The organism is Paenibacillus massiliensis subsp. panacisoli DSM 21345 (assembly GCF_000426545.1).
GTDB classification, from domain to species: domain Bacteria; phylum Bacillota; class Bacilli; order Paenibacillales; family Paenibacillaceae; genus Paenibacillus; species Paenibacillus panacisoli.
Genome location: NZ_AUFO01000016.1, coordinates 110,172 through 136,559, shown reverse-complemented (window position 1 = coordinate 136,559; position 26,388 = coordinate 110,172). Strand labels below are relative to the sequence as shown.

The window sequence follows — 26,388 nt, the reverse complement described above, 5'->3', positions numbered from 1 at the left end:
TAACAACGCTTATTAACTAAATGATCAAACTCTAATAACTAGATCATGAATGACTATATACTGCTTCACATTTTATTGTAGAGCTAGTCAAGTTCAAATCTTGATCCGAATTGGAAGATGATGTAATCGTATCATAACACATCGAAAATTGTAAAGTGATGTGCGGGTAGCCTCTACGTCTCAGTTCAAATAATGCAGCAAATTATAGATCATCTCGGCTGCCTCTGCCCGAGTCACGTAATGCTTCGGACGAAAAGTTCCGTCTGGATAGCCCTGAAGCAAGGAGAGCTGTGTGAGTCCCAGTACTTCTTCTCGGGCCCACCCTGCTATTAGAAGCTCGTCATTATATCGCTCTTCCCCCCCTGCCGTCCCGTCTTGCTCAGTGACATTCCCAAGCATTTTAGAGGCCTGTTCCCTTGAAATCAATTGATTAGGAGCAAATACATCATCCGAAAAACCCCGTGCTACCACATGCCTAATTGCCGATTTCAACTCTGGAATATACCACTCAGTAGGCTGGATATCTGTAAACGTTAATATCGTATCCTCCTCAGGCAATTGTAGGGCACGAACTATCATAGATGTAAATTCTACTCGAGTGACCTCTCGTCCCGGCTCGTACGTCTTGTCAGAAGTTCCTCTTACAATACCTCGGTCAGCTAGTTCTTGTATTTTGGCACGATTGAAAGTACGCTCGATGTCTTTAAATCCTGCACCAGAAAAATTGCTACTTTCTTCCCCTGAAGCCTCCTTTGAGGCTGGTATGGTAACTAGTGAATCATTAATTTGTGATCCATTATTTATAACATTTTCTTCCTTAATCATCTCAGTGGTAGCTGTCATAGGAGTAAATGTCTTAGCACTGGACTTGGTACGTTCCTTAATATTCTTCGTTGAGCTCCTAGCCCCTTGGCCGTTCTCCGTCCAGATGTCCAGTTCGTAACTTGTTCCACTCTTCAGTGGCTCCCATACAAACACAGGATCTCTGCCTTTGTAAATGACCATCCCTTTATTCATAATGACAATAGTATCGTTAGGTTGGGTATTTCCGACTGTTATCGTAATAGAGGTGTGCCTGGATTCCACCTCAACTGAAAATTCACTGTCAGGCAAGGTTTCAAAGCTAACCTCATAAGGCTTGCTAGTGCCACTGCTATTCACAGGCTCAACGCTGACGACATGACGCTCTGAACTGTCAAAGCCTTCAAAAGAGTAACTCAAGTCCATCGTGTCGCCTAACAGCTTTCCATCTAAGTACACCTGGTAATAATCCGCTCCGGGTATCTGATTCCATTCGGCGGTAGCCCTTGACGTTGTAATGTCTTTGATCCACACATCGTTCTGCTTTACAGGGCTTGGATATGTCCTCCAGTAGAATTCTCCTGGTAACCCGTTACCTGACTCATTTACAGCAATGACCTCATACGTATAGTTAATTCCAGGTTCAAGTTTCAAGACAGACATGCGTGCCTCGCTAACAACGCCAAGCTCTTCTTTCCCTTGGTAAACGATGTACTTTATTGCACCTTTAACAGGCTCCCATGCCAATGTGAACGATCGGTCTTCTGGATTTTCTGCGGTAAAACCCAGGACCTGTGTTGGTTGTGTAATAAAACGTCCCTTTAAACTCTCTCCAAATCCAGACGAATTCCCAGCCGCAATTTGGATTTGATACGTAGTTCCTCCGGTTAATCCTTGAACAACAAAATGGGTGCCCGAAACCGTATATTTACGATCATTCACATTGATCTCATATGTTGTAGCTCCATGAACAGGTGCCCAGCTAATCACAGCTGAGTTCTCCCTAATATCACTTACGTTTAGCTCACCAAGCTGATCTGGCAGTGTAAGGCCGTAAGTCGAGCTTGTTACACTTAGTCCGCTACTATTCAGTGACTGGATACTTATGTTCGCTGGTGTACCAGCGGGTAGGTTCGGAATCGTTGCTTGAAGCTCATGTGCCCCAAATACGTATTCTTGCCCGCCATTGACCACCATTCGGTAACCGGATGCTCCTCGAACCTGATTCCAGACAATCGACAGTTCATTACGCCGAGCTTCGACTACAGTTAAGTTATCGACCATCCCTGGCAAGGTGAGCACATTCATGTGACTGTACGCACTTGGACCCGTAGCATTAATGGCTGAGAGACGATAGTTGTACGCCGTTCCAGAGGACAATCCGATATCTGAAAATGCTTCATATACAGATGCTGTGACAGGTGCATTATTACGATCCAGTGTATAGTAAGTTGCCGTTGTCACACTATGCCAAGCTAGGTCCACGAAGTTTTCGCCAATCGCAACCGATTTGAAACCATCGGGAGCGTCCGGGAGCGATAAGATTGATTGACTCGTGGTGGGGCCCTCTCCAGTAGCATTGATTGCCGACACCGTAACATTGTAGACTGTGTCCGGCTGTAAGTTCACAATCGGTTGATATACGCTAGTGGTTACCGTTTGATTATATACTTCTTGCTGAGAATCCATGTTAAAGGCTACAATTCTATAACTATCAGCTGACTTCACTGCATCAAAGCTGACTGTGATATGTCCAGCCTCTCGGTCTACAGGATATAGAGACAGATTCCTCGGAGCTGCTGGTAAAGTAAGTAGACGCACTGGATGGCTTACTGCTTCACCCACGTGATTTCGAACCGTTAGCTCATACTCATAGCTCGTACCCGAGGATAACGAATGATCTACTGCCCAATCCCCAGGATAAGTGAGATTCATGCCCTGTCCATTGGAAAGATTACGCAATGTGTACTCATACCCGCCTGTAAAGCTCTTCCCGCTAGGAAGAGTCCATTGAAGGGCAGCTTGATTGAGGCCGATAGATTGCACGGAAAGCTCTGGTGCTATAGGTGGTTGCTGCAAATGCAACGCTGAAGAACTAGCTACCGTACTGTTCCCTACGTTATCCTCTACTTTGGCATGGATGTACCAAATACCTTCTTGCGTAACATTCACCTGGAAGCTGTTACTGCTTGCTAGCTCCCAGCTATCAGGTTCTTGTGGAGAAGAAGTAACTCGATAATAGCGCCGATCTGGGTTGATGCCTGAGCCATGATCTTGATATTGAATGGTAGCTTTAATCATCTCTTGTGACCATCCACGCTGTGATGGGCTAATATGAATGACTGGATCGGTTTTATCGATGCGCACCGTCGTAGTCGTCTCCGCACTGATGTTACCAGCCTCATCTACTGCACGTGCAGTAATAACCGTTATTCCGTCCTCAGTAACTTCCCCTTGTTCTCCAGACACATAAATCCCATTGCCAAGCTTATACTCGTACCGGAGGCCTCTTGTGTCCACAGAACCTGAGATCTTAAACTGAACACTTTCTCTTGTGTGGTTGTTCGTGGACAAGCTGATACTTGGAACGGTTGGTGCTGTTCTATCAATGACTATCGTACCATTTGTAATGCCGCTATGATTACCTGCAAAATCAATACTACGCGCAAATATCTGATGCTCGCCTTCTTCAGTAACGGTGATCGGCCCCGAATAGGTCTGCCAAACAGAAGTAACTCCCACTTTGTACTCTGTCATCTTCACACCACTCACCGTGTCTGTTCCAGGTAAGATTGAAATTTCAACATTTCCCGTTGTATCACCAGTCGTATTTTTTTCAATGATTGGCGAAGTTGGAGGCGTTATATCGATTTTCGCTTCCGATGAAGCTTCGCTGCTTACATTACCTGCATGATCCCACGTCCGGGCATATACCGTTTGCCCCTCCTCACTAAGGATAATCGGAGTGGTGTAGGTTTCCCAGTTACCCGTATTAATCCGATATTGTGTCTCTTTAATTTCACTACCACCTGAATCTATGCCATGTGTTATGTTGATAGTGGTGTCCCTATTCTGCCAATCGGATCCACCTCCGTGCACAAGAGTTGGCTTCTGCGGTGGAATCTTATCGATCTGGGTATCCAGACTAGCCACAGCACTAATATTTCCCGCCTGATCGAGAGTGCGTGCATTCACGGTAACACGTTCACTGACCGTTAAAGGAGTTGTATAATCCGTCCAATTCCCATTGTTGATCTGTAATTGCGATTTCTGTATCCCACTCGGGCCCACCTGACCGTTGGTAATTGTAATCATCTTATTTCCGTTATACCAGCCACCATGATCTGATGTAACTGTTGGTGCTGACGGGGTTGTTTTATCAATTTGTGTATCCAGACTAGAAATAGCACTTATATTCCCGGCTTTGTCGATGGTTCGAGCATTCACCGTTATCCGCTCATTCACAGTGAATGGGGCTGTATAGTCTGTCCATCCGCCAGTACCGATTTGTAACTGCGTCTTTTGAACGCCACTGTGACTATCAGAACCATGAGTGATTGTTATCATCTTATTTCCGTTGTACCAGCCACTACGATCCACCGTGATTGTTGGTGCTGTTGGTGCGGTCTTATCGACGATAATGCTTCCAGAATACCAAGCGGAAGCTGTCCCTCCATATCCATCACTCACGTTGACATTCATAGATGTTATTCCTTCTGTCAGCTCCGAACCAGACCACGTTAGGGACCACACCCCCGGATAGATTGTAGTGGATTTTGTCACACCGCCTAGATTCCCCATAATGGTCAGCGTATCACCATCCGTGTCGGTGGCTGTTCCGGAAATGGTAATCGTATTATATCCATTGACTACAGAGATATAGTGTGTACCAGCACTAGTAATTGCTACGGAAGGGACAGCATTGACGACGCTACCCTTAACGTAAAAGTAGCCATCTGCTGCCCTTCCATGGTCTGGATAAGCGCCATCTGCTGCTTGCACTGTTGTTACAAAGTTGCCAGGGCTGTAATTATACCCACTTGGTATTGCTGTATAATCATTAAAGGTAAATCGAGCCTCCCTCTCACTCTGATCGTAAGAGGAGTACCGCGCAACTCTCAGTGTTTTTTGAGGCATTTCTCTGGCCTCGTATCCAGGATTTTGCCGATTTTCACTACTAATAGAGGCGACATAGGGATAATCCCTAATATCGTAATCATTTGTGTTGGTATTCGCCGTTCGAATTTCCATCGTTGTCTTGTTACCGTAAAGTACATATTCCCCACTAATACTATCAAATCTGGCATACTGATACATTACCGCTTTAATATGCCAATCAATAAGAGTTCCCTCTGTACCGCCATTAGCTTTGGGATCCCCACCAAAATGATTGGTCCAAGGCCCATATGGAATAGCTACAGCTTCATATCGATTAAAGTTATACATATGCGATGCCGCATAGGTTTTGAGAGGGGCGATGGCTATACCAAAGCTTTGTAGCAAGACAACTGCTGCCAGAATAACACTAATTCGTTGAAGACGAGATGCTAAAAAAAGATTATTTTTGTACTTATTCCGCTTTCTTTCAGAAACCTTAATAACTTCCCTCTTTAATCTCCAATATCCCTTCGATGGAAGAATAATTGTCGGCTGCTGAAGCTTCACTTTCATTCGACTGTCGAACCGTTTCTGTATATCTATGGCCCAGTATTGGAACTGTTGGATAAATTCCTTCACAAAGGAGAATAACGGCTTGGCTGCTACCTCTCCCTTCCGCTCCCATTGTTCAACAGCAAGCATGTCCACGGCTCCCGTGACGATGGCCGATGCAGGCTCAATCTTAACATCCGCTGATACTACATCACTCGGTATTGCCTGGATACTAAGCGTTCGTGCATACACGGTCGTGCGTCCTGAGGCTTCAAATTGAAATGGCCTAGTGTAGTCCGTCCACACCCCCATTTCTCCAATACGATACTGCACCTTCTCCTCTCCTGCCTTGGGACCCGTTAACTGAATCCCCACAGCCTCCTTCGTATAATCCGTTGAACTAAGCATGATCTTAGGTGCCGCAGGACGAGTACGCTCAATCTGCAGGCTCGCATGAGTAAGTTGACTGATATGCCCTGCTCGGTCAATGGTCCGAGCCGTTAGAACCTGAGCCCGATCCTGAGCCTTTAGTGTGAATGGACCAGAATAATCCTGCCACTCCCGCTTATCCACACGATATTGACTCCTCTCAACACCACTGCCACCTGTGTCGTAGCCATGCTGGATCATGACACGGATGTCATCGCTTTCCCAATTCACGTAATTCACACTGATATTAGGCATATCAGGGGGTATTTGATCCGTTAATCTGATCGTATTAGAAAATGTCATTAAATCATTGTTACATGAAGTTCCTTTAATGAGTTGAGATTCTTCCAGAGCTTCAACTGGATCAAGTTCGATCTTAGTCTGACCGGAGTCCGTGTCATTGGAATGAAATAAAACCATGTTGATTACTGCTTCATCGCGACTTCGATCTGCACTGTGCGATTTATTAAAGTACGGCGTGAATATGCCAGAGAAGAGAATCACGGTCAACATGAGCTTTAATCCCCTCATAGCGTTCCTCCTTTACTATTTAATGCGTTACATTGGAACTAAAGTCATCATAGCTGGATAAGTCTCCATGATAGTAAGCTATATCTCCATCTGAAGCGTCAAAGGAGTTACCATAGCGATCCTTAGCTACTTTACTGTACCCTTCTAACTTCCACTGGTTGTCCAATGGCGTAGTCGCTCCTTGAAGGCGGTAATATCGAAGGTATGGCTGATCCTCTCCAGCGCGATACGTCTCGATGTTGAAGTTGACCACGATATAACCGTTTCGCAAGAAAATGGGTGATTTATCAGTCAGCTTATGGGTTCGTCCATATTCCGAAATACTGAATCCCGCAGGTACCACATATGGAGCTGCAGGCAAACTATATTCACCATACCACTGCTGTTCGGCAGCTAGCATACGACCTTTGTCCACCGTTTCAGGCACTTGTTGTGTTGATCCGATCAAGGTGCGAACATGCTGCGTCAAATTCAGCTGACTATACCCACCAATCACGGCCTTTTGCTTTGCTTGCTGCTCAAATTTCACATTGCCATAGGTCGCAACGAATTTAGCTGTATTGCTGATATCCTCGGCAGGTACATTCCGTAGACGATCACTAAGAATGATGCTACGCTGCGCGGTGTCCTGAGTAGATCCGATTTTGACGAATTTTTGACCTGTCGTCTGGTTGTGGTAATATAGATCCACTTTCTGACGACCACTTCCATCCTTATTAACGAAGTAGAAGGTAGGTAAGATCCTCACTCGGTCATCAGCACTGAACATATTCCCTTTCGTCTTGAAATCGAATTTGAAATGATAGCCTGTCTTAATCGCTACATTTTTATATCCTGTATTTGGGTGGCTGCCTGGTCTTATCGGTAAGACATAAGGAAAGGTGTTACCGCGTTTTGCGCCATCAATAGAGCTCGTACCTACCCAATATGCTGCTCCTGTATGCTTAGTACTCCCCTTTTCAACTCGGAAGACGGTCTCCCAATCGTAATCAGCAATGTCTGTAATTTTAAAATCGTACAGCCGACCAATGACTTGTACAGGAATCGTATTAATCGCCACATGATGATTCAAGTCAGTATTCGCCATACTCTGCCAAGTGAATTCAGCAGGTGCATTCTCCGCCATAGAGCGAAAATGGACAGTATAGTTGCCTTCATCTACCCATGTTGGCATGCGAAATGTCGTATTCAATTGAGCAATTGGAATATCAATCCACGTATTTTTCGGGATATACTTGTTCTTATCCTCGTTGTACACATCAAATTCGAATAGTACCTGCTTATACGCTGTATATTTTGCATAATCCCGATGGCCAAAGCCGCGAATATCTCGGTGTACACCACTTGTTGGCATGGTCACTGTAAATGGTCGATCCAAAATGAGTGCTGCACGCCCAGACGTTGGTGATACCCGTTGATTAAACGCCTTATCGTCCGTAATGGACGGATACATGACGACAGGGGTGTGGACCGTTACGGAGTTAAGATTTCCAATAGGCTGTCCCTGATTAGATGGCTCCCCTAAACTCCCCTCCAGTGGCAGATAGGTAATTGTTCCTGTGGAAGCATTATTTGCTTGATTCACTTTCACTTTTGGAATCATATTATGCGGCTTAAACAAGGCGTTTTCATCTATGCTTAGAGGCGTTGGAATTCGGCCTGGCGCGGGCCCATTCGTTTGAACAATGGCACCGTCCATAATGGTATGACCATTAAACTCCAAAGCATCATTTCGTACATTCAGCTGTGGCGTGGCAGCCTCTGCAAAGGATTTTAGGTTTTGATCCGGTACATCTGGCTCACTATGGCCACCATCAATGGTTTGACTTGGGGCGCGGGCCGTTACAATGTCCGGATATTCGAGATGTTCTACATCCGTCTCCAGCGTCATGGATGGACTGTCATAGCTGCTTCCTGGCTGAATCACAATTTCTCCGCCTTCAAAGGCATAGTTTTGAAGCTTCGCATTGTCAATTTTGAAAGCTTGCATTTCTGGAACAGTCCAGTACGAATACGGACGTACGATATCATAATATGGATTCACGGTAACGCTGCTGGATTTATTCACAGTGACTGTTCGTGATGTGCCATCAGGCCGCTCCCGCTCCTCCTCCTCTTTCCATTTCAGGTTATACGTCTTGGAAACAGGAACCGTAAAGGTACATGTACCCGTGAATTTTTCAAATTTGTTGTTGTACAGATACTCCCGCGCCTGAACGACACCATATAAACTTTCACTGGTCGGAATCCCTTTCGCCACTTCAAATTTTTCACCGTCACGTTCATCGGCCTTAATTTTGCCTACAGCACTACCATTCATGAGACTGCCTGTCTGCGCACCTGCTGAAGCAGGATTAGTGCATACAACTCCTGGCTCCTGCTCTGGCTCGGGCAATTCTTCTCCATCTACAGCCACAACTATTGAAGAGGTGAGCCAGTAAATATCATTTTTCCAGGTTGCCGTGATTTTAGTGGTACCTTTGGCTTTGGCCGTGACCATGCCCGTCTGCGGATCGATAGTAGCGATATTGCTGTTGTCTGATTTCCATTCCGTCTTATCAGTTTCACTATTACGAGTTGTCACAGCGAACCAATGCCCGAAGCTCGTTTGACCCGGTGCCTGTGTGGCCACCTCAGCAGTGAATTGAGCTTGTTCGTCAATGGCAAGCTGTTGTTTTCCCGTGACCTGAATCTTCTTATGCTCGACGATGGTGCCTCTCCATTCAAGATCGACTGGGGTCAGGTACAGAGCCGTCTTTTTGGGGTAGCCGCCTGGCCTGGTTAATGGTCTACTTCCAATATATTGTTGCTCATTATACTCCTCCATATAGAGGCCGTTTCCGTCATTAACACCTGATCCAATTTCTCCAGAAAGTGAAGTTATAAGTACAAAGTAAACATTAGCAATTTCCAAATCTGTTACCTGCGATTTTCTTCCTTGCTCTTCTGTAGTTTTTGCTTTTGCTATATGTGCATTGCTTACTTGAGCTGGGCTGTATGCTCTCTGACTGTTGTCTTCATAACGGAACGGCTTATATAAATCTTTGTTCATATCGATTTTATCTGTGACCTCACCAACAGCCGGCCAAGGTTCGTGATTCGTACCTACATTATTTACGATTACTTTCCCACCAGGAGCACGGTAGGATTGAGCGCTCCATTTACCATCATCGCTCTGAACCCAATAGATTCCTGGATTCGCGTCTTTCACACCAGAAACAGGTATCACATACTTCTGTTGTTTTGCAGGTCCTTCTGGAGTAACATATGGGGCTTTCAACGGCAATTTATCTTCAAGTGATCCGCTTACTGCTGCAATTGGATCACTTGCGTATACTGAAAATGTACAAATATGATTCATATTAAAAATAAAAAAAATAGCTACTGTACAGTAAAATATTCTGTTCTTATAACTCACATAACACCATCCTACTTACTTGGTTTCGGAATAAAAAACAACAAATGTTTTCCATTCACTGTCATCCCTTCTGATTGAGAATCAGGAACATAGTATTTAGAAATTGTTCCCTCCATCCAGAATCTCTGAGCCTTTCTTTTTTTAAAAAAGCCAGAATTGATAAACTCTCTTTTTGGTAAGGCGTTAACCCCATACTTCTCGAGAGTCTCACTAGTAAAATTTGAACCACTCATAAGACGATCACCATTAGCATTCGCGAAAGCTAAATTATTCATGTTGTCTCCATTTGGTGTAACAGTCGTTTCAATAAAAACGTTATATCTAGCAGCATCAACAAAGCCTGTAAACTTCTTATCAATAAACATCTTTCCATACAAATTCTTAGGCTTTTTATCCGTTGTAGCATCTACCACAATCATCCTATGAATTGTTTGAGTCCCTAAGTTATTCCTCAATTTATAAGGTATATCTTTGATTTGCTTAAAATCCGCTACTTCCCCTGTCTTCGCAACTGTTCCATATTGATATGGCGTCAACGATGTCAGATTCGTTCCAGTCAGACCCACTTCACGCATTTCATTCAAGTCGCGGAAGCTACTCGCTTCTTTCTTCTGCACTTCTTCATAGCGGCTCAAAATCGCTGCCACTTCAGCACGTGTCGTTGTCTTCGCGGTCCCAAAAGAACCATCCTCATAGCCATTCATAAGACCTGTACCAAGTGCTACAGATACATACGGGTAATCCACCTTGTCCAAGCCACCCTTGTAATACTCCGCAACAGGCACCAGCGTATCCTTGGTGTCTTCTAATGCTTTCTGAAAATCCTCTTGCGCGGAAGCCAAGCCTGATGCCATCCACTTCGCCATCTCACGGCGAGTCAGCTGTGTTGAAGGTTTGAAGCCTCCAGGATAATCAGAAGGTGACATAAAGCCCATACCTAACGCTTTAGTAACTTCCTGCTCACTCCAATTCCCTTTCAAATCCGCAAAGCTACCCTTACCATCTACAATCTGATTTGTGGAGACACGGGACAAAATTGCGGCAAACTCCGCACGTGTCACAGGGGCATTGGGACGGAAAGTTCCATCCGAGTACCCTTTCAAGTATCCCTTGTTAACTGCAGCATCTATTGAAGCTTTGGCCCAATGAGTGCTTGACACATCCTTGAAGGCTGCAGCAGCTACTGCAATGTTGGGTGTACCCACTAAGGCAGCTACTGCTGAGGTAAAAGTAATACCTGCAAACACGGCTAGAGCTAGTTTTTTCATTTGTATAAATCCCCTTTTTCTCACTTTTTTTATCACTATATCTAGTTTAACCCTTTTTCCTTATTCAACCAATATTTTTATACATTTATTGTAAGTTTATTTCAATCACCGTCGCCCAGGATAATAGCCTGCTTGAGCCGCATCACGCTCACTACTGAATTTCTCCAGAATTTCGCCACCAAAATGATCCGACTCCCGATAGTATACTTTCTGACCATCCTGCTCGTATCCGTATATCACCGGTGACTTGATCAGTCTGCTTCCTCCTAGCGCATAGCTGTTATAGTAGTTCATCCCTACAGGAACACCTTGTATGAAGGAGAGCACGCCAACATCATTGATGGTGTTATTCCATTCCTCCTGAGAAATAACAGGCAACATGAACCTGTAACTAATCCCCACGCGACTGACATGCTGGTTGTACAAATTGATCGTATGCTCCACATTCCGCTGTAATGTATCTATTATCGTTTGCCTACGAACAGCTTCGAAGGCTTCTGGGTCATTTACCAGTGAGATATTGTAATCCACTTCAGCAGCGACTTCCTCTCTCGTTCCCTCAACCCACTGTTGATTGTGAGAATTATAGGCATAGATATAGTCGTCCAGCGTGAAAGCAATGCTATTGCCTTGCTCATCCAGATATGTGTATGCTTTTTTCGATTTCCACACCTGCCGGTTCTCCAGCTCTCCTCTTTCATTGCGGAACGATTCATTCGTATACACCCAGATCCCGTCGTAGTCAATAATAGCTAATAGAGGTATATAAGCTTTCAAGACACCTTGCGCTATGGCATCATCTGCAATGCCAGTATTATGAAATAAAGTTTCGTAGAAAGCTTCTACAGCCAACTCCTTATTGGCTCGAATTTTCTTCAGTGAGTCGTAATTACTTTCCTGGTTCTGATTCTCATTCATCTGCAGTGCAAAAGCAGCATCCTGCACAGCCGCCTGAAAAGCTCCGTTATACATGACCATAGTTTCCTGCGTGCGCTCCTGTTCCATAACTCTTAGATCATTCTTAAAGAACAGAGGGAACACGATCATGATAAACACCACAGCCCAGCTAAAAATCTTCATTCAAGATCATGCCTCCATACGGAATATAGATCCTGTTATAACCAATGGATTCACTGCCCGTCAGAAAATCTCGGATCAGCGCAGCCTTCGTCGTATTCGTATTCCTTACGGTCACGGAAAAGAAATCCCCAGTTCTCATATAGTACTTGCGACTTTCACTTCTATCTGAGGTCACCCCTTCAGGAAATAACGTAGCCATTACCTCCTTGGTATATTTCCCGTCATAGAATACGTCAGTCTGTCCTGTGAAGGAGTCTGGATCTTCCGGATCTGAGTATATCGGATGATATTGCTTGGCCTTATGTTCAAGCTGGATATCATAGAGATTCGAGGTTCCCAGTTCCCTGACAAAATCGTTATACATGACCGGAGAGATATATCCTTTATTGCGGACTGCATCCACAAAGTTGGTCGTTGCCTGATAAGCCATGTTATAAGCAATTTGATCCTGCTGCTCAAAGGCTGATTGCATCGGATAAATATACAGCAGACCACAAGCGACCATAAATACAAAAGGATAAAGTACGTATTTGGCCATCTTCAACCATCCCTACCTTTTGCGGAAAACAACGCGTTCGAGCTTTCCTTGATTATTCCTGAAATACTCTATGCCATAGTCCGCTTCCATCGAGATCATACCGACATTTGCCTCATGGATGTCAGCATCTTTTTGAAAGAGATACCCATCCACAATAATATCCGCATCAATCTCAGCAATCTGAAATATAGACTGGAGAACTGTGGTGCCATACACAACCTCGTCTCCCACTAAGGCAGGACTCATGATCAAGTCTCTATCCCTTATGGTTATGGCTTCGTCCACCGTAGCCAAAGCAGCCTGACTTTGACTATACAATGATATCGCCACTGTGATTGCCGTAATAAATAGCCCTACGCTTAATGACATGAATACCATTCTTTCTACTACGTTCATGCTCCCGATCCCATCCTAAGTCCAGCTTGAATACTATCTCTGCTTAAATACAATTCCTGTCACGACATTGTTGACATCCCGTTCAATCGTACCTTCAAATTGACCAGATGGATTCACATATTCATTGGAGGTTGGCTTCGTCGTTCCACCAATGTTCCCTTTTGTATAAGACGTACCTCCCGAATTTTTATTAGTAATTACCTTCACCGAAAAATCCTCTTTATTCGAATATTTGCGGATCGTGTTCACCACCTGACTACCTGTCAAAATGGTATTATCATAACCAGCATAGGACTGACCCGATAGCTCTGTCTGAATGGCGGAAAACTCCGTTTGTGCTTGCTTCGCACCCTCCTGCGCTGTACCAAACAACGTTACACTTAGCGTAATGAGAGCGATAGCTAGAAATAATCCCGCGGCTCCTAAAATAGCTTTTGCTGCTGTACTCATGTCCTTATCTCCTTTTCATATGATTCACAATTCAAACTGCCTCTACCTTCCTGATATTCTCGTAATTTGCTGAAACGAATCTGCCGTCTGCATAATGCTTAGATACACCATCGGTACAACGAGATACAAGAAAATCAGATAAAATGATGGGGTAAGACCCAGTGCTCTTCCCCAAAATGCTTTCACCTCAATTAATCTGTTGAAATGCTCCTTTCGTTTCTCCGAGTAATACTCCTTTGTTAGCTCCAAATCATCAAATGCCTGCCTTAATGGAATTTTCTCAACGGACAGCTGTAGCTTCTCGATAATTCTCCCAAAAGCCTCAAAGGATACGATTTCTTTTAAATTCTCCAAAGCCTCCTCTGGGCCACTACTGAAGATATTAAGCGTATTCTTTAGCGGGTCCTTGAAAATCACACTGTAACGCTCCATCCATTCCATAACGGTCTCAACATCCATTCGTTCGAAGTGAGCCAAAATCGATATAATAGTATGAAATTGATCCACCTCATCCTGCATTTCCATGTAACGTACTTTTTTCTGAAAATGCAGTAGCCAGACGGGCCAGTGATAAGCTGCTGTTGCCAGGATCAGGGTAAAAAGTAGCTCCCACCATTTGAAGTATTCCTGTTGGATCTCCATATATTTGTGATAAATCCGATTAGCTGCTGTAATTGTTCTCGTATCATGCTCACTAGTCTGTGTGAATGTGCTGATTAAGGTCCTTAACCTTTCGGGTGTTACCTCTGTTCCTTGGGCCAGCGTCCGAATTATGGCACGATCAAAATCTGTATTCTGCTGAGCAGTCTTTAGTTCATTGGGGCCCAACCTTCCAAACACTCCCGTACCCCTCAGTGAATCATATAGTACATTGTGTGTAGCTAATGAATGCATGTACACGAACATCGTTACCGACATAACAAGTACGATCAGACAGAGTAACATGCGCTGTACATAAAGCCATTCCAACGTTAGATAAGAATTTGCGTTCTTGATTAGTTGAACAAGTCTAAAGTGTTTTTTTTGATGTCGCTGCGGTATGATCCGATCCACCAACCATCGTAGTGGCAGTATCTTGGTATAAAGAAGCTTCTCCCACAGCATACGCTCAGACTTGGCTATGTACCGGGCTTCATCGTTAGCGAGCAGCTTCTTGATCATGGCGTAGCATAGTAGCACTATGAGGAAGAAGAACACCTTTGTAAAAAAGCCCATTTTACTTGTATAAAAGTCACTCATCACTGGAAAATACCTTCGCGCCCAGCCCTCAATAGGTTGAATGAACAGAACCGAGAGCACTGCGATCGTGGAAAGTCCCTTGAGAAGATAGTTAAGTCTATCTCTTCGTAGAATGTCATAGTTAATGTCCTGAATTAGCTTGGCAATTGCATTCAAGTACATAGAGGAGTCCCTCACGATTCGATCGCCATACTCTGAGACTAGATAAGAGAAGCCGGTGAACATTTTATAATATTTGTTGGGCGCAACTTCATAGTAGATATCCAGTGCCCTTTGCTGATCATCTGCTGTTAAAATCTCATAAATGCGTTCTCCGTGGCCAGCTGTCTCATGAGGAGCACTCTGACTAGCTTCATAAATGGCCTCCTCAACATTCTTGGAACGCTGGAACTGATGTCGTGTATTTTCAAATAAAATAACAGACTGCTGCAGTAGACGATCCTCTACACGGTTCACGAACGTCGTAATCATAATTCCATTCACCACGACAGCTCCAAACAAAATGAAACACATCGTAATGAAATCCCGACTGATTAGACAGAACAGTATTACCAGTACAGTAGTCGAGATCAAGGTAGTAAATGCTATTCTCATCGTCTGACGCCGAATCGTGTATTCGTCAAAAGAATCTAGAACTTCAAGGCGTTTGCGAATTTTCCATATGTACCTGCGTAGAGGAGGTACTCTCTGAAAATGAACATACGATTTTTGGTAGAACAGATGAAGCCGATGCTGTCTAGCACGTCTGCCAAACTGCTGCTGCAAGATATTCCTCTGTCTAGTTCGTTGGTTACCGATCGTAAGAAGAATAAACAACAGCATGAATATAATGAAGCCCCCCAGGGCCATCCCGAATAATAGCCAAAGTTTCATGCAGACTGCCCCCAATAGACTGATATCAAATGAATCAGCTTGGCACGATCCGCATCATTCATATGCTTCATCATTTCTGATGTTTGGTGTTCCGAAATGGGATGCTTGGCAACATACCCACCATTCTCAAATACGATAATATCCCGTCCCTCGAAAGTCTTGCGATCGGTCATACGTCTGTAAAACTCCATGGCAGCCTGTTCCGGCTCATTCGGGTAAGACTGCTGATCCAATAAAGGTACACATTCCGTTATTCGCTCAATGTATCTTCGCCCCCGTGCATCCTTGAACAAGTGGATATCGAAATCCAATACATTCACTACCTGCTGCTCGGCAATGGACTCATTACGAAACAGACCTGTCTGAAGAGTCGAGTTACGAAGCGAGTAGACCAAATCCCGAAACGTCTTGGCATGGTGTGATAAAATGGTAAACAAGCTGGCAACGGTCCCCGCCTGCAAGAACCAGGTTACTTGCTCTGCTGTAGCTGCCTCACCGATAATATTGACAGCTCCATCCGTCTTCTTCTGGATATCCATCCCTTTCTGGCCTGTAATATCCGCTGTCTCGCGAATAGAAACAATATTACGCTGTGGAAACAGCTTGCGCAGATGGAGCTCAAAAGCCAATTCCTGTACCCGCAGTGTCAGATACCCATGAATGTACCGAGTCATAGCCATCATTAGCGTGGATTTCCCTGTTCCCTGATCACCAGTAACTGCTGTAACTCTCGCCCCCTTCATCAAGAGCGCAATCAATTCGGCAGGCAGGTCTGCATTACAGACAGATTCTCCATCCTCAGGTTGTAGAAACTGCTCCAGATTCGTATATGACAGATTGAACTTTCGATTAAAAAACACCCACGACTCGGCGAAAGGAGGACGCATTACTACAATGCGGGAATGATCCTTCATGTCATTAACAATATAACCATTCTGCTCTGTGAGCTGGCCTGGATTGTTCCATTTGTAGATCGTCTGACATATTCGCTTCAGTTCTAATTCACTGCCAAAAGACAGGAAGGACAGATGGATCGTTTTGCCACGATACATAATCCAGATCGAATGAGTGGCATCCTGTGCTGAATTAGTTCGCATCGTCCTCAATATCTCCTCTTCGTCCTCAATATCCCTCATAGACGAAGGAATACCTGACACCCCCCCGGATACACCGTCAATGTCCATGTTGCGAATCTCATCAATAACGCCAAATCCCTTGAAGCTCTGATAAATCCTTTGCGTAATGACCTGTAGCTTGTCCTCAAAGCTAAGGCCACCCCTTACCTTCTGCCGATATATGTGCCTGATTTCCTCTGCTGTAATGATGTAGGATTCTGTATCACCATGTTCAATCACCTGTTTGAGATCATCCAGCCGATACTCGTCAATCATGCGGGAGAGGGCTTTGTACTGATGCTCTTGTTTATACAATTGCAGCAAAATATCAAACTGATCTTGAACCGTAAGCTGTGCTGGCTCTCCAAATGGAATGATCTGATCCACATTATGCTCGTTCAGTCCGTAATCGCGAATGAGCAAATCAAAGATAAGCTCCTTGATGTACAGCTTGTCATAAAGATCACCACTATTGCAGCCTTTCAAGGCTGCCTTCAATTCCGTACGCATTTGCTTATGACGATTAAAATCCTCCAAATCTAGTGCCAAATCGTATAGGTTGGCTCCAGTCAATTCATTGAATTGATCTTTAATGTACTGAATCATCACCTGTAAGCTGTACTTTTCACGTTCCATCTGAGGTAATGCCGTGGCTGGAACCTCGTATGCATTCAATCTTCTTAATTGGTAGACGCACCATACGATCAAAGTAAGTAGAATCACACAAATGATGATGCCATTTATGAGAAACGTCACTACGATATTCCCCTCTCTATCCTTTTAACATTTGTATTGACTCCTACCTGAGTTAAAATCTCTTCTGTGATTCGCTGTACATCACTGATAAATGAGTAACTATCATGACGTCTACCGACATGGCGTGTGCGCCGGAACCAGGACAGCACATCCTTGTCATTTATAGCATCCCGATAAGCTGAAAGATAAGGTACCGTTAGAATCGGCCCTTGAATCCGATACGTACGCTTTAGATTCACCATGCTGTATTTAGATCTACTGTCATATTGAGACAGGAGAATAAGCTTAGGCTTATGTTGAAGTGATTCTCGCCAAAATTGTGGATGCATACATCTCTCAATCCCATCTGTCTCTTGACCCAGACTAATCACGATCAGATCAGACTGCTCCAACAGCCGATTAGTCACTGGATTCTCAAATCCACTGCACACATCCAGTATGATCGCCTGATAATACCGATTCGCCTGTTCAAACAACAACGGTAGCATTCTTGAAAGCTCTTCTCGATAACAGTGATCCTGATAAGCTCGACTCTGTTTGTTAGTTCCTAGCAGCAAATCCAGTCTCCCAGGTTCCAGAGAAATAGAGTGATTGCTGATGCTTTCCGGAGTGAGTCGCTTCGTTTTTAATAGTCGCTCCAGGGCATCCAAGCCTAAAGTAGCTGTGTTCACAAAATTTTTGAGCTGTAGCTCCTTGGATTTGGCGAAAGCTCCCTGTAAATCTCCCCCGCGTTGCTGAGTCTGCACCATTAACGTTCGCAGGTCATACTCCAGTCCAAGCAGCGTGCCTACTGCTGCAGCATTGGCTGAGTTACCTCTCCCACGATCAGGACTCCAAAATGTAATAATTGCCATCCTATCTTCCCCTCTCAGCTAATTTCAGTGCTCCCTGTAGTTGCTTCGGTGGAACCTCTGTCCAGATCCCCAGAAGATGGAGCAGATTGCGCTTGGTTGCCCTAGAAAGGGACTTTAATCGAAACTCTGATTCGAATTGCATCTGACTCTTCAGGGCCACCTCCCGCTCATCCAGATAAAATAAAAACTCGCGCTCCTCTTCAAACGTAATCGGTAAATGAGACAGGGTAGACCGTAAATACTCTGGATCGACAATCGTTTCCACGAATGGATAGTGTATCTCTGTAAAGGGTATGAGCTCCGTCTGCATCTTTCCCAGATATATCTCCAACATGGCTATATTACAGCTAATGGTGTACCGATCCGCATTTGACACAAGCACATGCTGGTCCACCATTCCCCACTTCCGAATCGAATCTGACTTAAGAAATGACGAGATGTCGGTATCAATTAACACAAAATCGTACGTACCCAAGTTCTTCTGTTCCTGCTGTAATTCTGTATTCAAGGCTTCATAGATTGTCTCCCCAGCTGTACAAGAAGGAAGAAAGTTCGTGGCGACATCAAAGCCGTTACATTCAGTAATGATCTGCTTCGCCTCAAATTCCGGAATCATATAGCTGTATCTCTGCTGCATCGTGGCATCAACGATCAACACATGCCAAGCTGCCTTGGACATTATTTTGGCACAGTACATTAATAGCTCAGATTTATCACAGGCCCCTATAAACAGTATTTTCTTCACAAAGCATGCTCCTCTTTATGGTTCTACGTGCTTCTCCGGCTGTTGCCCATAGATGACATCCTCAACAGTTGCTGCAGGATCTTCCGCTTCCGATACATTGACGGAATTGGACTGAACTTTTGACTCTTCGCTTGACAAATCATTGTTTAAAGAACTGTATACTTCCTTGCTGCCCTGATCTTGCTGCTGGTTTCCCCTCGAACCTTCAATTGTGGAACTCACATTCACAGTTGAATCTGTAGAGCTAGTTGGATAAGAGCTCATTACTGGTGGGAGCTCTGATGTATAATCATTGCTTCCTTTCTCGGTGTAGCTGGTACTTAATCCATTTTTGCTTTGATTTTGAATGCCGGCTCCAGCCTTAAAGTTCTGGCGGTCTGCCTCCGACATATTTATGAGATGCACCTCAAGCGTCTCTCTTTTGCGGATTTCAAGCTGCTTGGTCGCAATTGCGACGATATTGGGATCCGATTGAATGAGCTTGCGAACCTCCTGCTTCGGCGGATAGGTAACCACCGCATTCTTTTGCATATAAGGATCTACATAGCTGAGTGCATATATAGTTGCGTCATGAATATAGGCGTCTACAATGGCGCTTGACATCATGAGTATCTCCTCCTCACTCATTTCGTAGGTAATGAGATCGCCAGAGAGATCTTTTATTTCTTTTTTGGATAGGACAATAAAATCCTCTCCAGTCGGAAACTTAATGCGAACATCAACGAACTCCCTTTGCTTTAGCTTCAGTGGAAGCTGAATTAGCCGAAACTCCTGATTCCGTATATCTGCTGCAGTTACACCCTTGGTAAACAGCATAGATGCAGTAACCGGTGTATTTCTTGGTAAAGAAATCTTGGTGTACTTGCCGATCACATCCTCCAACGCCAAAATGTTCTCAGGCAAAGCTGTCACTGGTAAGCGAACCATTGCAATATCCTCTGCCGATAGTTGATCCCCTGCTGTGCGTGCCCTGGACACCAGTGGAACCTCCTTAAATTCTTGGTTTAATATCTCCTGTGCTTCAACAAGCTGAAGTTCCAGCGCAGAACGCTGCTCACTGTAGTCGCCTTGCACACTCTTCATGATCCATATACCTACTGCTGTACAGATTAACAGTGTAATCGCTGCGCCGGTCCCCACAGCGAGTGCGAGTTGCCTGTGGCGAAGTCTAAATCTGGACATTCCAGCTGATCCTCCCTCATTCTATCTTCTGAACAAAAAACGAAACCACTTTTTACGTACTGGCATAGAGCCATGAATTAATTTACTTAATTCTTGCTCCATATCCGTGCTTGGACCAAATGGGTCCAGATGCAGCGGAAGAGCGAACATTCGCTTTGTCTTTAGAACACGACCGACCCTAGAAGCAACTTCCTGCGAAGCGAGTGGAAGGCAGTAGCTCCATCTTGCTTGCGGCTCGCAGGGAAGTGTCTGGACAAAATGTATCAGATCAGCCACTCGCCATTCAGCTCCTGGCGCAACGATAATTGGGAAGTCTGCACGCTGAAATTCTTCCAGGCTGTACGTATGACTCAGATGACCCATATCAAGGACAATCCATTCGTAACTGCCGCCAAGTAAAGCAATGACGTCCGCTCTGGAGCTTCGCCGCCAGTAATGCACTCCCTCTAGGGCAAAAGAGCGACTAGCCCGATTCTGCTCCATAGACTCTGCTTCTCCCTGCAGAAGGCCTCGTATTCGATCAAATGCCCGCGTCTCTTCATTCATTTCTGCCAAAGCAACCGAATAGCCGTTTCTTTCAAGAAAATGACTAATGGCAATAGCCGTGTGGGTCACTCCACAGCCAGCTGCAGTGCCCATGAGTGCAATAACACGCGTACCGCTGTGCCCGATTCCTTTGGTGCGGTGACTATCCTTCCATTCACCTCCATATAGGCTGAACTGAATATCGCCAACTACCTCTTGCGCTGTCTGGTAGCGTTCACCTGGATTATAACGCAGCAATTTGCGAATGATTGTCAGCAGCTCACCAGGTACACATGATTGAATCTCTCGATCCACCTCTGGTCGCCATTCGCTATATTTGCCGGATGAGGCCATGTACAGGAGAATTGCCCCCAGACTATAGAGGTCCGAGCGTTCATCCGTCTGCCCTCCTCCATACTGCTCCGGTGCGGCAAAGCCAATCGTCCCGAGCTTTACAGTGTCCTCTTCATAACCTACCTTGTAATTGCGCGCAATGCCAAAATCAATGCATTTCAGCTCATAATCTGGCGTAATCATGATATTGGAAGGCTTCAAATCCCGGTAAATTACAGCAGGCTGATGGCCGTGTAGATATTGCAGAACATCCAGCAACTGCAGTGCGAACGATCGGATATGATCATCCCGATGTAGGTCTGCACCCGCGCTTCGCAGATGCTCCTCTAGTGTCACCCCCTCGATATAGTCCATCACCAGATAGACGTAGCCGCTCTCCATATCTTCGAAAAAATCAGTCACACGTGGCAAGCGAGAATGTGTAAGTGATATCAACAAGCTAGCCTCCCTGCGCAGATCGATTAAGCGGCTATGCTGCACGGCCGTCTCCTTGATCGCCCACACTTTTCCGCTCAGCTTGAGATCCTCTGCCATATACACACAGCTCATACCTCCTGCACCAATCGTTCGAATGATCCGGTATCTACTGACCAGCACCTCCCCTTGAGCAAGTCGCTCCTTTGCCCTCAACATGATCCCTCCCCTATCCATAGCCTTATTCATGTAAAATTCACAACACAAAAAAGGGAAAGTCATCCATGAATTCTCCTCTATTACGAGGTGATTCGGGATGCTTTCCCTGTATGCGTTATTCAGTTACGATACAATTTAGAAGTAATTATATAGCATGTGTACAGAATTTGTAAACTAGTTTTTGAAATTTCTCGAAGCCAGTCCTTGGATTCAACCATTTACCCATAAGACCTAGTACATAGCGCATTACACACAGCTACAAATACTTAATCATATAAAGTGTAATCTCGTCCCGGTTATGAAAAAGCTGTTTGGCACGCTGTACCTGCATACCGGCTTCCTCAAAGGCAGATATGACATCCTGTATGAGCGCAAGCGGCTTCTTATGCATCAGCTTTACCGTCACAATTGCTGTTCCGCCACTAACCAGGCTGTATAGCAGATTCGTAACCAATTTAGCCATCTGCTTCGGGCTCCAGCTCATGTCGCATACCAGAAGGTCGAACTGCTGCTCCCGAAAGCGCACTTCACCTGCATTTTTTCGCAAGTAAGTCAGGTTCGGCATACTCATAACAGTCGGGTCCATTTTAGCCGGATCAACAGCTGTCACCTTCACGCCACGCTCAAGCAGGAAGGACGTCCAGCCACCAGGTGCTGCTCCAATATCCAGTGCATTTCGATAGGCAGTAAAATCAATACCAAATTGCTCTGCCGCTTCCAGCAGCTTGAATTTGGCCCGTGAGACCTGCCCCTCTTCTTTCTGGAAGCGAATCGCTCCACCATTCCAGTCAGACAGATTGTCAGCAGGCTCCGACAGACCTGCATACCATACAGGACCATCAGCCAGCACTGATAGAATGTAATCCGCCTCACGCACCGTGAATTCGGCCTGTAGCTCCGACAGACGATCTGTAATAGCCTGCTTAAGTGCCCCGGCACTTTCCGCCCAGTAGGTCGAGTCTTTTGTTTTACGCACCTGAATGGAAATTCGTCTTCCCTGCAGCTTCTTATGCTGGCCCAGTACATATTTCGTTAACTGCTCCAGTGCTGACACGGCATCCTCCACAGGCTCCTGATACTGTACAGGGAACAAGTGGCGTAGGAACATGACAGGGTGTTCCTGCAGCCGTTTGACCACATCTGTAGACTCAGCAGGTAAGGTAACTAGAAAAATTTCTCCTGGTACAAGCATCGTGCTCTTCAACGAACCAAATAGACGCCGAAGCTCCTCCTGCGCATAGGGTGCAAAACTAAAATTAGCCGAGCAAATAAAACGGGCTTGACTGCCCGTGTCCTCACCGTGGCCTGATTCCGGTAACATTGCTTCCAAATTCCTTAACCTCCAGTGCGCACCCGAATCCTAGGCCGATCTTCATCCCAATTCAGATCGACGTTGATATCATAGGTGTGCATAATCGTTTCTTTTGTCAGAACTTCCTTTTTCGGCCCAGCAGCCGCTATCTTGCCATCTTTAATGAGCGCCACATGCGTGAATAGAGGTACAATTTCCTCAATGTGATGAGTAACATATATGACCGACATATTCCGTTGCCGCAACTGATCGATCTCGATCAGCAAGTTCTCCCGCTCATACAGATCAAGACCTGAACACGGCTCGTCCATGATTAACAGCTTCGGTTCCGCCATCAAGGCACGGGCCAGCATGACTTTCTTGCGCTCCCCCTGAGAGAGTGTGCCGAGTGGTTGCTCTAGCGTGCGCCCAAGCTTCATCTCCTGCAATAGTTGAATAGCCTTTTCCTTAGCTTCATCAGGAATGTCCTGATAAAAGCGAAGAAACGCATACGCACCTGTCGCTACCGCTTCCCACACGGGGTCCTTCAAGGACATTTTCTCCAGCAAGGATTGACTGATATACCCAATATCCTTCCGAATCTCACGGACGTCACATTGACCGTATACATTGCCCAGCACCTCAACCTGGCCGCTTGTTGGGAACAGATAGCCTGTCATCATTTCCAGTAAGGTCGTTTTGCCTGAGCCGTTTCGCCCTAAAATGGCCCAATGCTCATCTTGTCCGATCTGTAGATTGACATTATCCAGAATGCGGACATTCCCGCGTTTAAGAACAATATCCTTCATCGAAATCATGCTTCTACACTCCTCACCTGTTCAAGCAAATGCTGTACGGACTCCATCCGATAAATAACACGAGGGCTCTCATTACCTCCATCGAATAGAAGCAACGCAGGCACACTGGCAATCTGATACTCCTGTACAAGCTGAGGAATGCCATTAATATTGGCTTGTACCAATATATCTGTATCCAGCATCTGCTCTACGACATCCAGCATCTTACGGGCGACAGCACACGTTCCGCACATGGGAGTGTACACATACACAGCCAAGTGGTATCCTTCCCAAATGCTCCGTTGCAGTTCCTTCTGTGTAAGCTCCTTCATAGCGGACTATCCTTCCCCTGCAATCTGGATGAGTAGCTCATGAGGCATAGCATGGTTATACAGCTGGACATCATTTGGCTTATGCTCATACAGTAGCTCATACATGGCTCTTCTGCCGTAATCACTGGAGGAATGGAGATAAATACGTCTAGGATACAGCTTCTCTCGCACAATGGCCGAAGCAACCTCAAGTCCTGTCGTTCCCCACGGTCCCAGATCAAAATCAAGGGAGAGAATATCTATTTGATCGTGGCATTCTCTAAGCATCACTATACATTCCTCAGCATCTCTGGCGAGGGCGAAGCCTTGTGGGCAAGGCCTGTAATCATCCATATATAAGTGCATTCGATCGCTCCTCCATCCACCTATCATCCCCTGTTGCAACCTGTTGGTGTACTACCGTTTTGGTAGCTTTTCATACTACTCCTGCTATCATACTCTTCTGGCTGTACATGCTATTCAAACCAAGAATAGAGCATGTGTATATCCTCCTGATGAGTACCATCCTCACCAGGTGCACTTTCCAGTATAACAGGGATTGAACGGATCGTCTCGTGCTCCAACAACCAGCGCAAGCCTCGCTCCCCAATTCGTCCCTTTCCCACACGCTCGTGGCGATCTTTCAAGGACCCGGCTCCATAGCGTGAATCATTAAGATGTACTGCTCCGAGTGTTGCCCAATAGCCCAATGCCTCTCCTTTATTCCACCATTCATCATCCGGCTGCCCACTCCACATCCCCGAAGCAAAGGCATGACAGGTATCCAAACAGAAGCCGATACGCTCAGGGGCATGGCACAGATTGCGAATCTGCACCATTTCCTCCATCGTGACTCCCATCGGCCCGTGATCTCCCGCTTGATTCTCCAGCAGAATTTTCGTCTGCCCATGCCAGTCCTTCAGAACATCATTCAAACATTGAATAATGTTCTTGTAGCCCGTGAGCGGATCTGCTGATTTGAGATGCCCAAAATGAACAACGATCCCCGAGGAGCCGCACCCTTCTGCAATGAGCAGATCATTGCGAAGAGATGCGACGGTCGCAGCATAGAGCTCGTTTCCTTGAGTCATCCCTGTCGCCGGATTCACGACATAGGCAGTATGTACAATGGATTGTAGCCCATGAGTACGACAATAGCGAAGACAAGCCTCAGTATCTCTAAGATTGGGAGCCTTAAGCTGAAGGCTGCGCGGATTTTTCGAAAAATACTGAAAGGCCCCCGCTCCTGCGGCTCGGGCTCTCTCTGCGGCCTTGAGAAAGCCTCCTCTGGTGCTAACGTGGGCGCCGATATACATGAGTTATACCTCAGTCTGACAATCTGGGCAGTAAAATACCTTACGGCTCGCGAGCTCGACTCGGCGAATCTTACCGGAGCAGCGCGTGCATGCCTCTCCCTCACGATCATATACTCTGCACTGATCATTGAAGCCACCCGTGTGAGTATCTTCCTTGAATAGCGGCATCTCCATATAACCCCCGCCCTGATATGCTTCACGCAGTACAGATTGCATAGCATGATACAGCTTGCTTGTAAGCTCAGCGGATGCAGCAATGCCTGTAATTTTGGAGGAAGGCGTTATTCCTGCGATAAAAGCAATTTCATCTGCATAACAGTTGCCAATGCCGGCAATCCAATGCTGATTCACGAGTGTGCTCTTGAGAGTTCCACGGCGACCTTTTAGCAGTCCAGTGAATTTCTCCAGCGTCATATGGCGGTCTAGAGGATCAGGGCCCAGATCAGAGAGTGCCTCCATTGTCTCCTTCGAGGTCAATAAGTGAAGATATCCTAATCGCAAGCCAATGAACCATAGCTTCAGCCCACTAAAGTCCAGCTCAATTTGCGTGGTACGATCAGGCTTGTCCTCCTCACTACCCAAATACATCATCCCCCCGAGCATCAGATGTAGCAGTAGACGGCGTCCTGAATTTAGATGGAAGATCAGATGCTTACCTTTCCGCTCAATATACACGACACTGTTCCCAAGCAAGGCATTACGAAATACATCCGTGGATACGTTCAGAGATTTTTCCCGTTCTATGGTGACGCCCGTAATGGGTTGATCCAGAATGCGTTCAGACAGTAAAGTGCGATAATTCTCCATTTCCGGTAGTTCAGGCATTGGTTCATCAA

The 26,388-nt window shown here is 45.5% G+C and carries 19 protein-coding genes; all 19 read right to left on the bottom strand.

The features are described from left to right. Window positions 1–180 precede the first annotated feature (180 nt). A complete protein-coding gene (locus tag K331_RS0113975; protein WP_028590792.1) occupies window positions 181–6,411 on the bottom strand; it encodes an OmpL47-type beta-barrel domain-containing protein in 6,231 nt (2,076 codons plus the stop codon). 19 nt (window positions 6,412–6,430) lie between these two features. Next, a complete protein-coding gene (locus K331_RS0113970; protein WP_226383598.1) occupies window positions 6,431–9,691 on the bottom strand; it encodes a DUF5704 domain-containing protein in 3,261 nt (1,086 codons plus the stop codon). A 149-nt stretch (window positions 9,692–9,840) separates the two neighbouring features. Next, window positions 9,841–11,097 (bottom strand): S-layer homology domain-containing protein, encoded by a 1,257-nt coding sequence (locus tag K331_RS0113965; protein ID WP_028590790.1) that lies wholly within the window; start codon window positions 11,095–11,097, stop codon window positions 9,841–9,843. A 105-nt stretch (window positions 11,098–11,202) separates the two neighbouring features. Then, the gene (locus K331_RS0113960; protein WP_028590789.1) at window positions 11,203–12,177 is read right to left on the bottom strand and encodes a hypothetical protein; all 975 of its coding nucleotides are present in this window, start codon (window positions 12,175–12,177) and stop codon (window positions 11,203–11,205) included. Beyond that, window positions 12,164–12,715 (bottom strand): hypothetical protein, encoded by a 552-nt coding sequence (locus K331_RS0113955; RefSeq protein WP_028590788.1) that lies wholly within the window; start codon window positions 12,713–12,715, stop codon window positions 12,164–12,166. Before K331_RS0113955 ends, K331_RS0113960 begins: the two co-directional genes overlap by 14 nt. 12 nt (window positions 12,716–12,727) lie before the next feature. Further along, entirely contained in the window at window positions 12,728–13,111 is a 384-nt protein-coding gene (locus tag K331_RS0113950; protein WP_028590787.1) for a hypothetical protein, read from the bottom strand. Between the two features lie 33 nt (window positions 13,112–13,144). Then, window positions 13,145–13,561: a hypothetical protein gene (locus tag K331_RS0113945; protein ID WP_018884284.1), complete on the bottom strand. Its 417-nt coding sequence runs from the start codon at window positions 13,559–13,561 to the stop codon at window positions 13,145–13,147. Window positions 13,562–13,603: 42 nt separating this feature from the next. Then, window positions 13,604–15,673: a hypothetical protein gene (locus K331_RS0113940; protein ID WP_028590786.1), complete on the bottom strand. Its 2,070-nt coding sequence runs from the start codon at window positions 15,671–15,673 to the stop codon at window positions 13,604–13,606. Further along, a complete protein-coding gene (locus K331_RS0113935; protein ID WP_051289833.1) occupies window positions 15,670–17,544 on the bottom strand; it encodes a P-loop NTPase family protein in 1,875 nt (624 codons plus the stop codon). The genes K331_RS0113940 and K331_RS0113935 overlap by 4 nt, the downstream gene beginning before the upstream one ends. Then, window positions 17,544–18,398, bottom strand: a complete 855-nt coding sequence (locus K331_RS0113930; protein WP_028590784.1) for a hypothetical protein — start codon at window positions 18,396–18,398, stop codon at window positions 17,544–17,546. Before K331_RS0113930 ends, K331_RS0113935 begins: the two co-directional genes overlap by 1 nt. Window position 18,399: 1 nt before the next feature. After that, the gene (locus K331_RS0113925; protein ID WP_025680115.1) at window positions 18,400–19,143 is read right to left on the bottom strand and encodes a hypothetical protein; all 744 of its coding nucleotides are present in this window, start codon (window positions 19,141–19,143) and stop codon (window positions 18,400–18,402) included. A gap of 15 nt (window positions 19,144–19,158) precedes the next feature. Beyond that, the gene (locus tag K331_RS29545; protein WP_051289832.1) at window positions 19,159–20,325 is read right to left on the bottom strand and encodes an SAF domain-containing protein; all 1,167 of its coding nucleotides are present in this window, start codon (window positions 20,323–20,325) and stop codon (window positions 19,159–19,161) included. Between the two features lie 21 nt (window positions 20,326–20,346). Continuing rightward, window positions 20,347–21,837, bottom strand: coding sequence for a serine/threonine protein kinase (locus K331_RS0113915; RefSeq protein WP_025680113.1), 1,491 nt, complete (start codon window positions 21,835–21,837; stop codon window positions 20,347–20,349). Between the two features lie 256 nt (window positions 21,838–22,093). Next, complete coding sequence (locus K331_RS0113910) at window positions 22,094–23,158, bottom strand: SAM-dependent methyltransferase (protein ID WP_036634904.1); 1,065 nt, start codon at window positions 23,156–23,158, stop codon at window positions 22,094–22,096. A gap of 14 nt (window positions 23,159–23,172) precedes the next feature. Next, window positions 23,173–23,946, bottom strand: a complete 774-nt coding sequence (locus K331_RS0113905; RefSeq protein WP_028590782.1) for an ABC transporter ATP-binding protein — start codon at window positions 23,944–23,946, stop codon at window positions 23,173–23,175. Continuing rightward, the gene (locus K331_RS0113900) at window positions 23,943–24,257 is read right to left on the bottom strand and encodes a thioredoxin family protein (RefSeq protein WP_028590781.1); all 315 of its coding nucleotides are present in this window, start codon (window positions 24,255–24,257) and stop codon (window positions 23,943–23,945) included. The genes K331_RS0113905 and K331_RS0113900 overlap by 4 nt, the downstream gene beginning before the upstream one ends. Before the next feature lie 6 nt (window positions 24,258–24,263). Further along, entirely contained in the window at window positions 24,264–24,602 is a 339-nt protein-coding gene (locus K331_RS0113895) for a cyclic-phosphate processing receiver domain-containing protein (protein WP_028590780.1), read from the bottom strand. 110 nt (window positions 24,603–24,712) lie between these two features. Continuing rightward, window positions 24,713–25,552, bottom strand: coding sequence for a deoxyribonuclease IV (locus K331_RS0113890; protein WP_028590779.1), 840 nt, complete (start codon window positions 25,550–25,552; stop codon window positions 24,713–24,715). 3 nt (window positions 25,553–25,555) lie between these two features. Continuing rightward, window positions 25,556–26,377, bottom strand: a complete 822-nt coding sequence (locus K331_RS0113885) for an Fpg/Nei family DNA glycosylase (RefSeq protein ID WP_028590778.1) — start codon at window positions 26,375–26,377, stop codon at window positions 25,556–25,558. Between the last annotated feature and the right edge of the window lie 11 nt (window positions 26,378–26,388).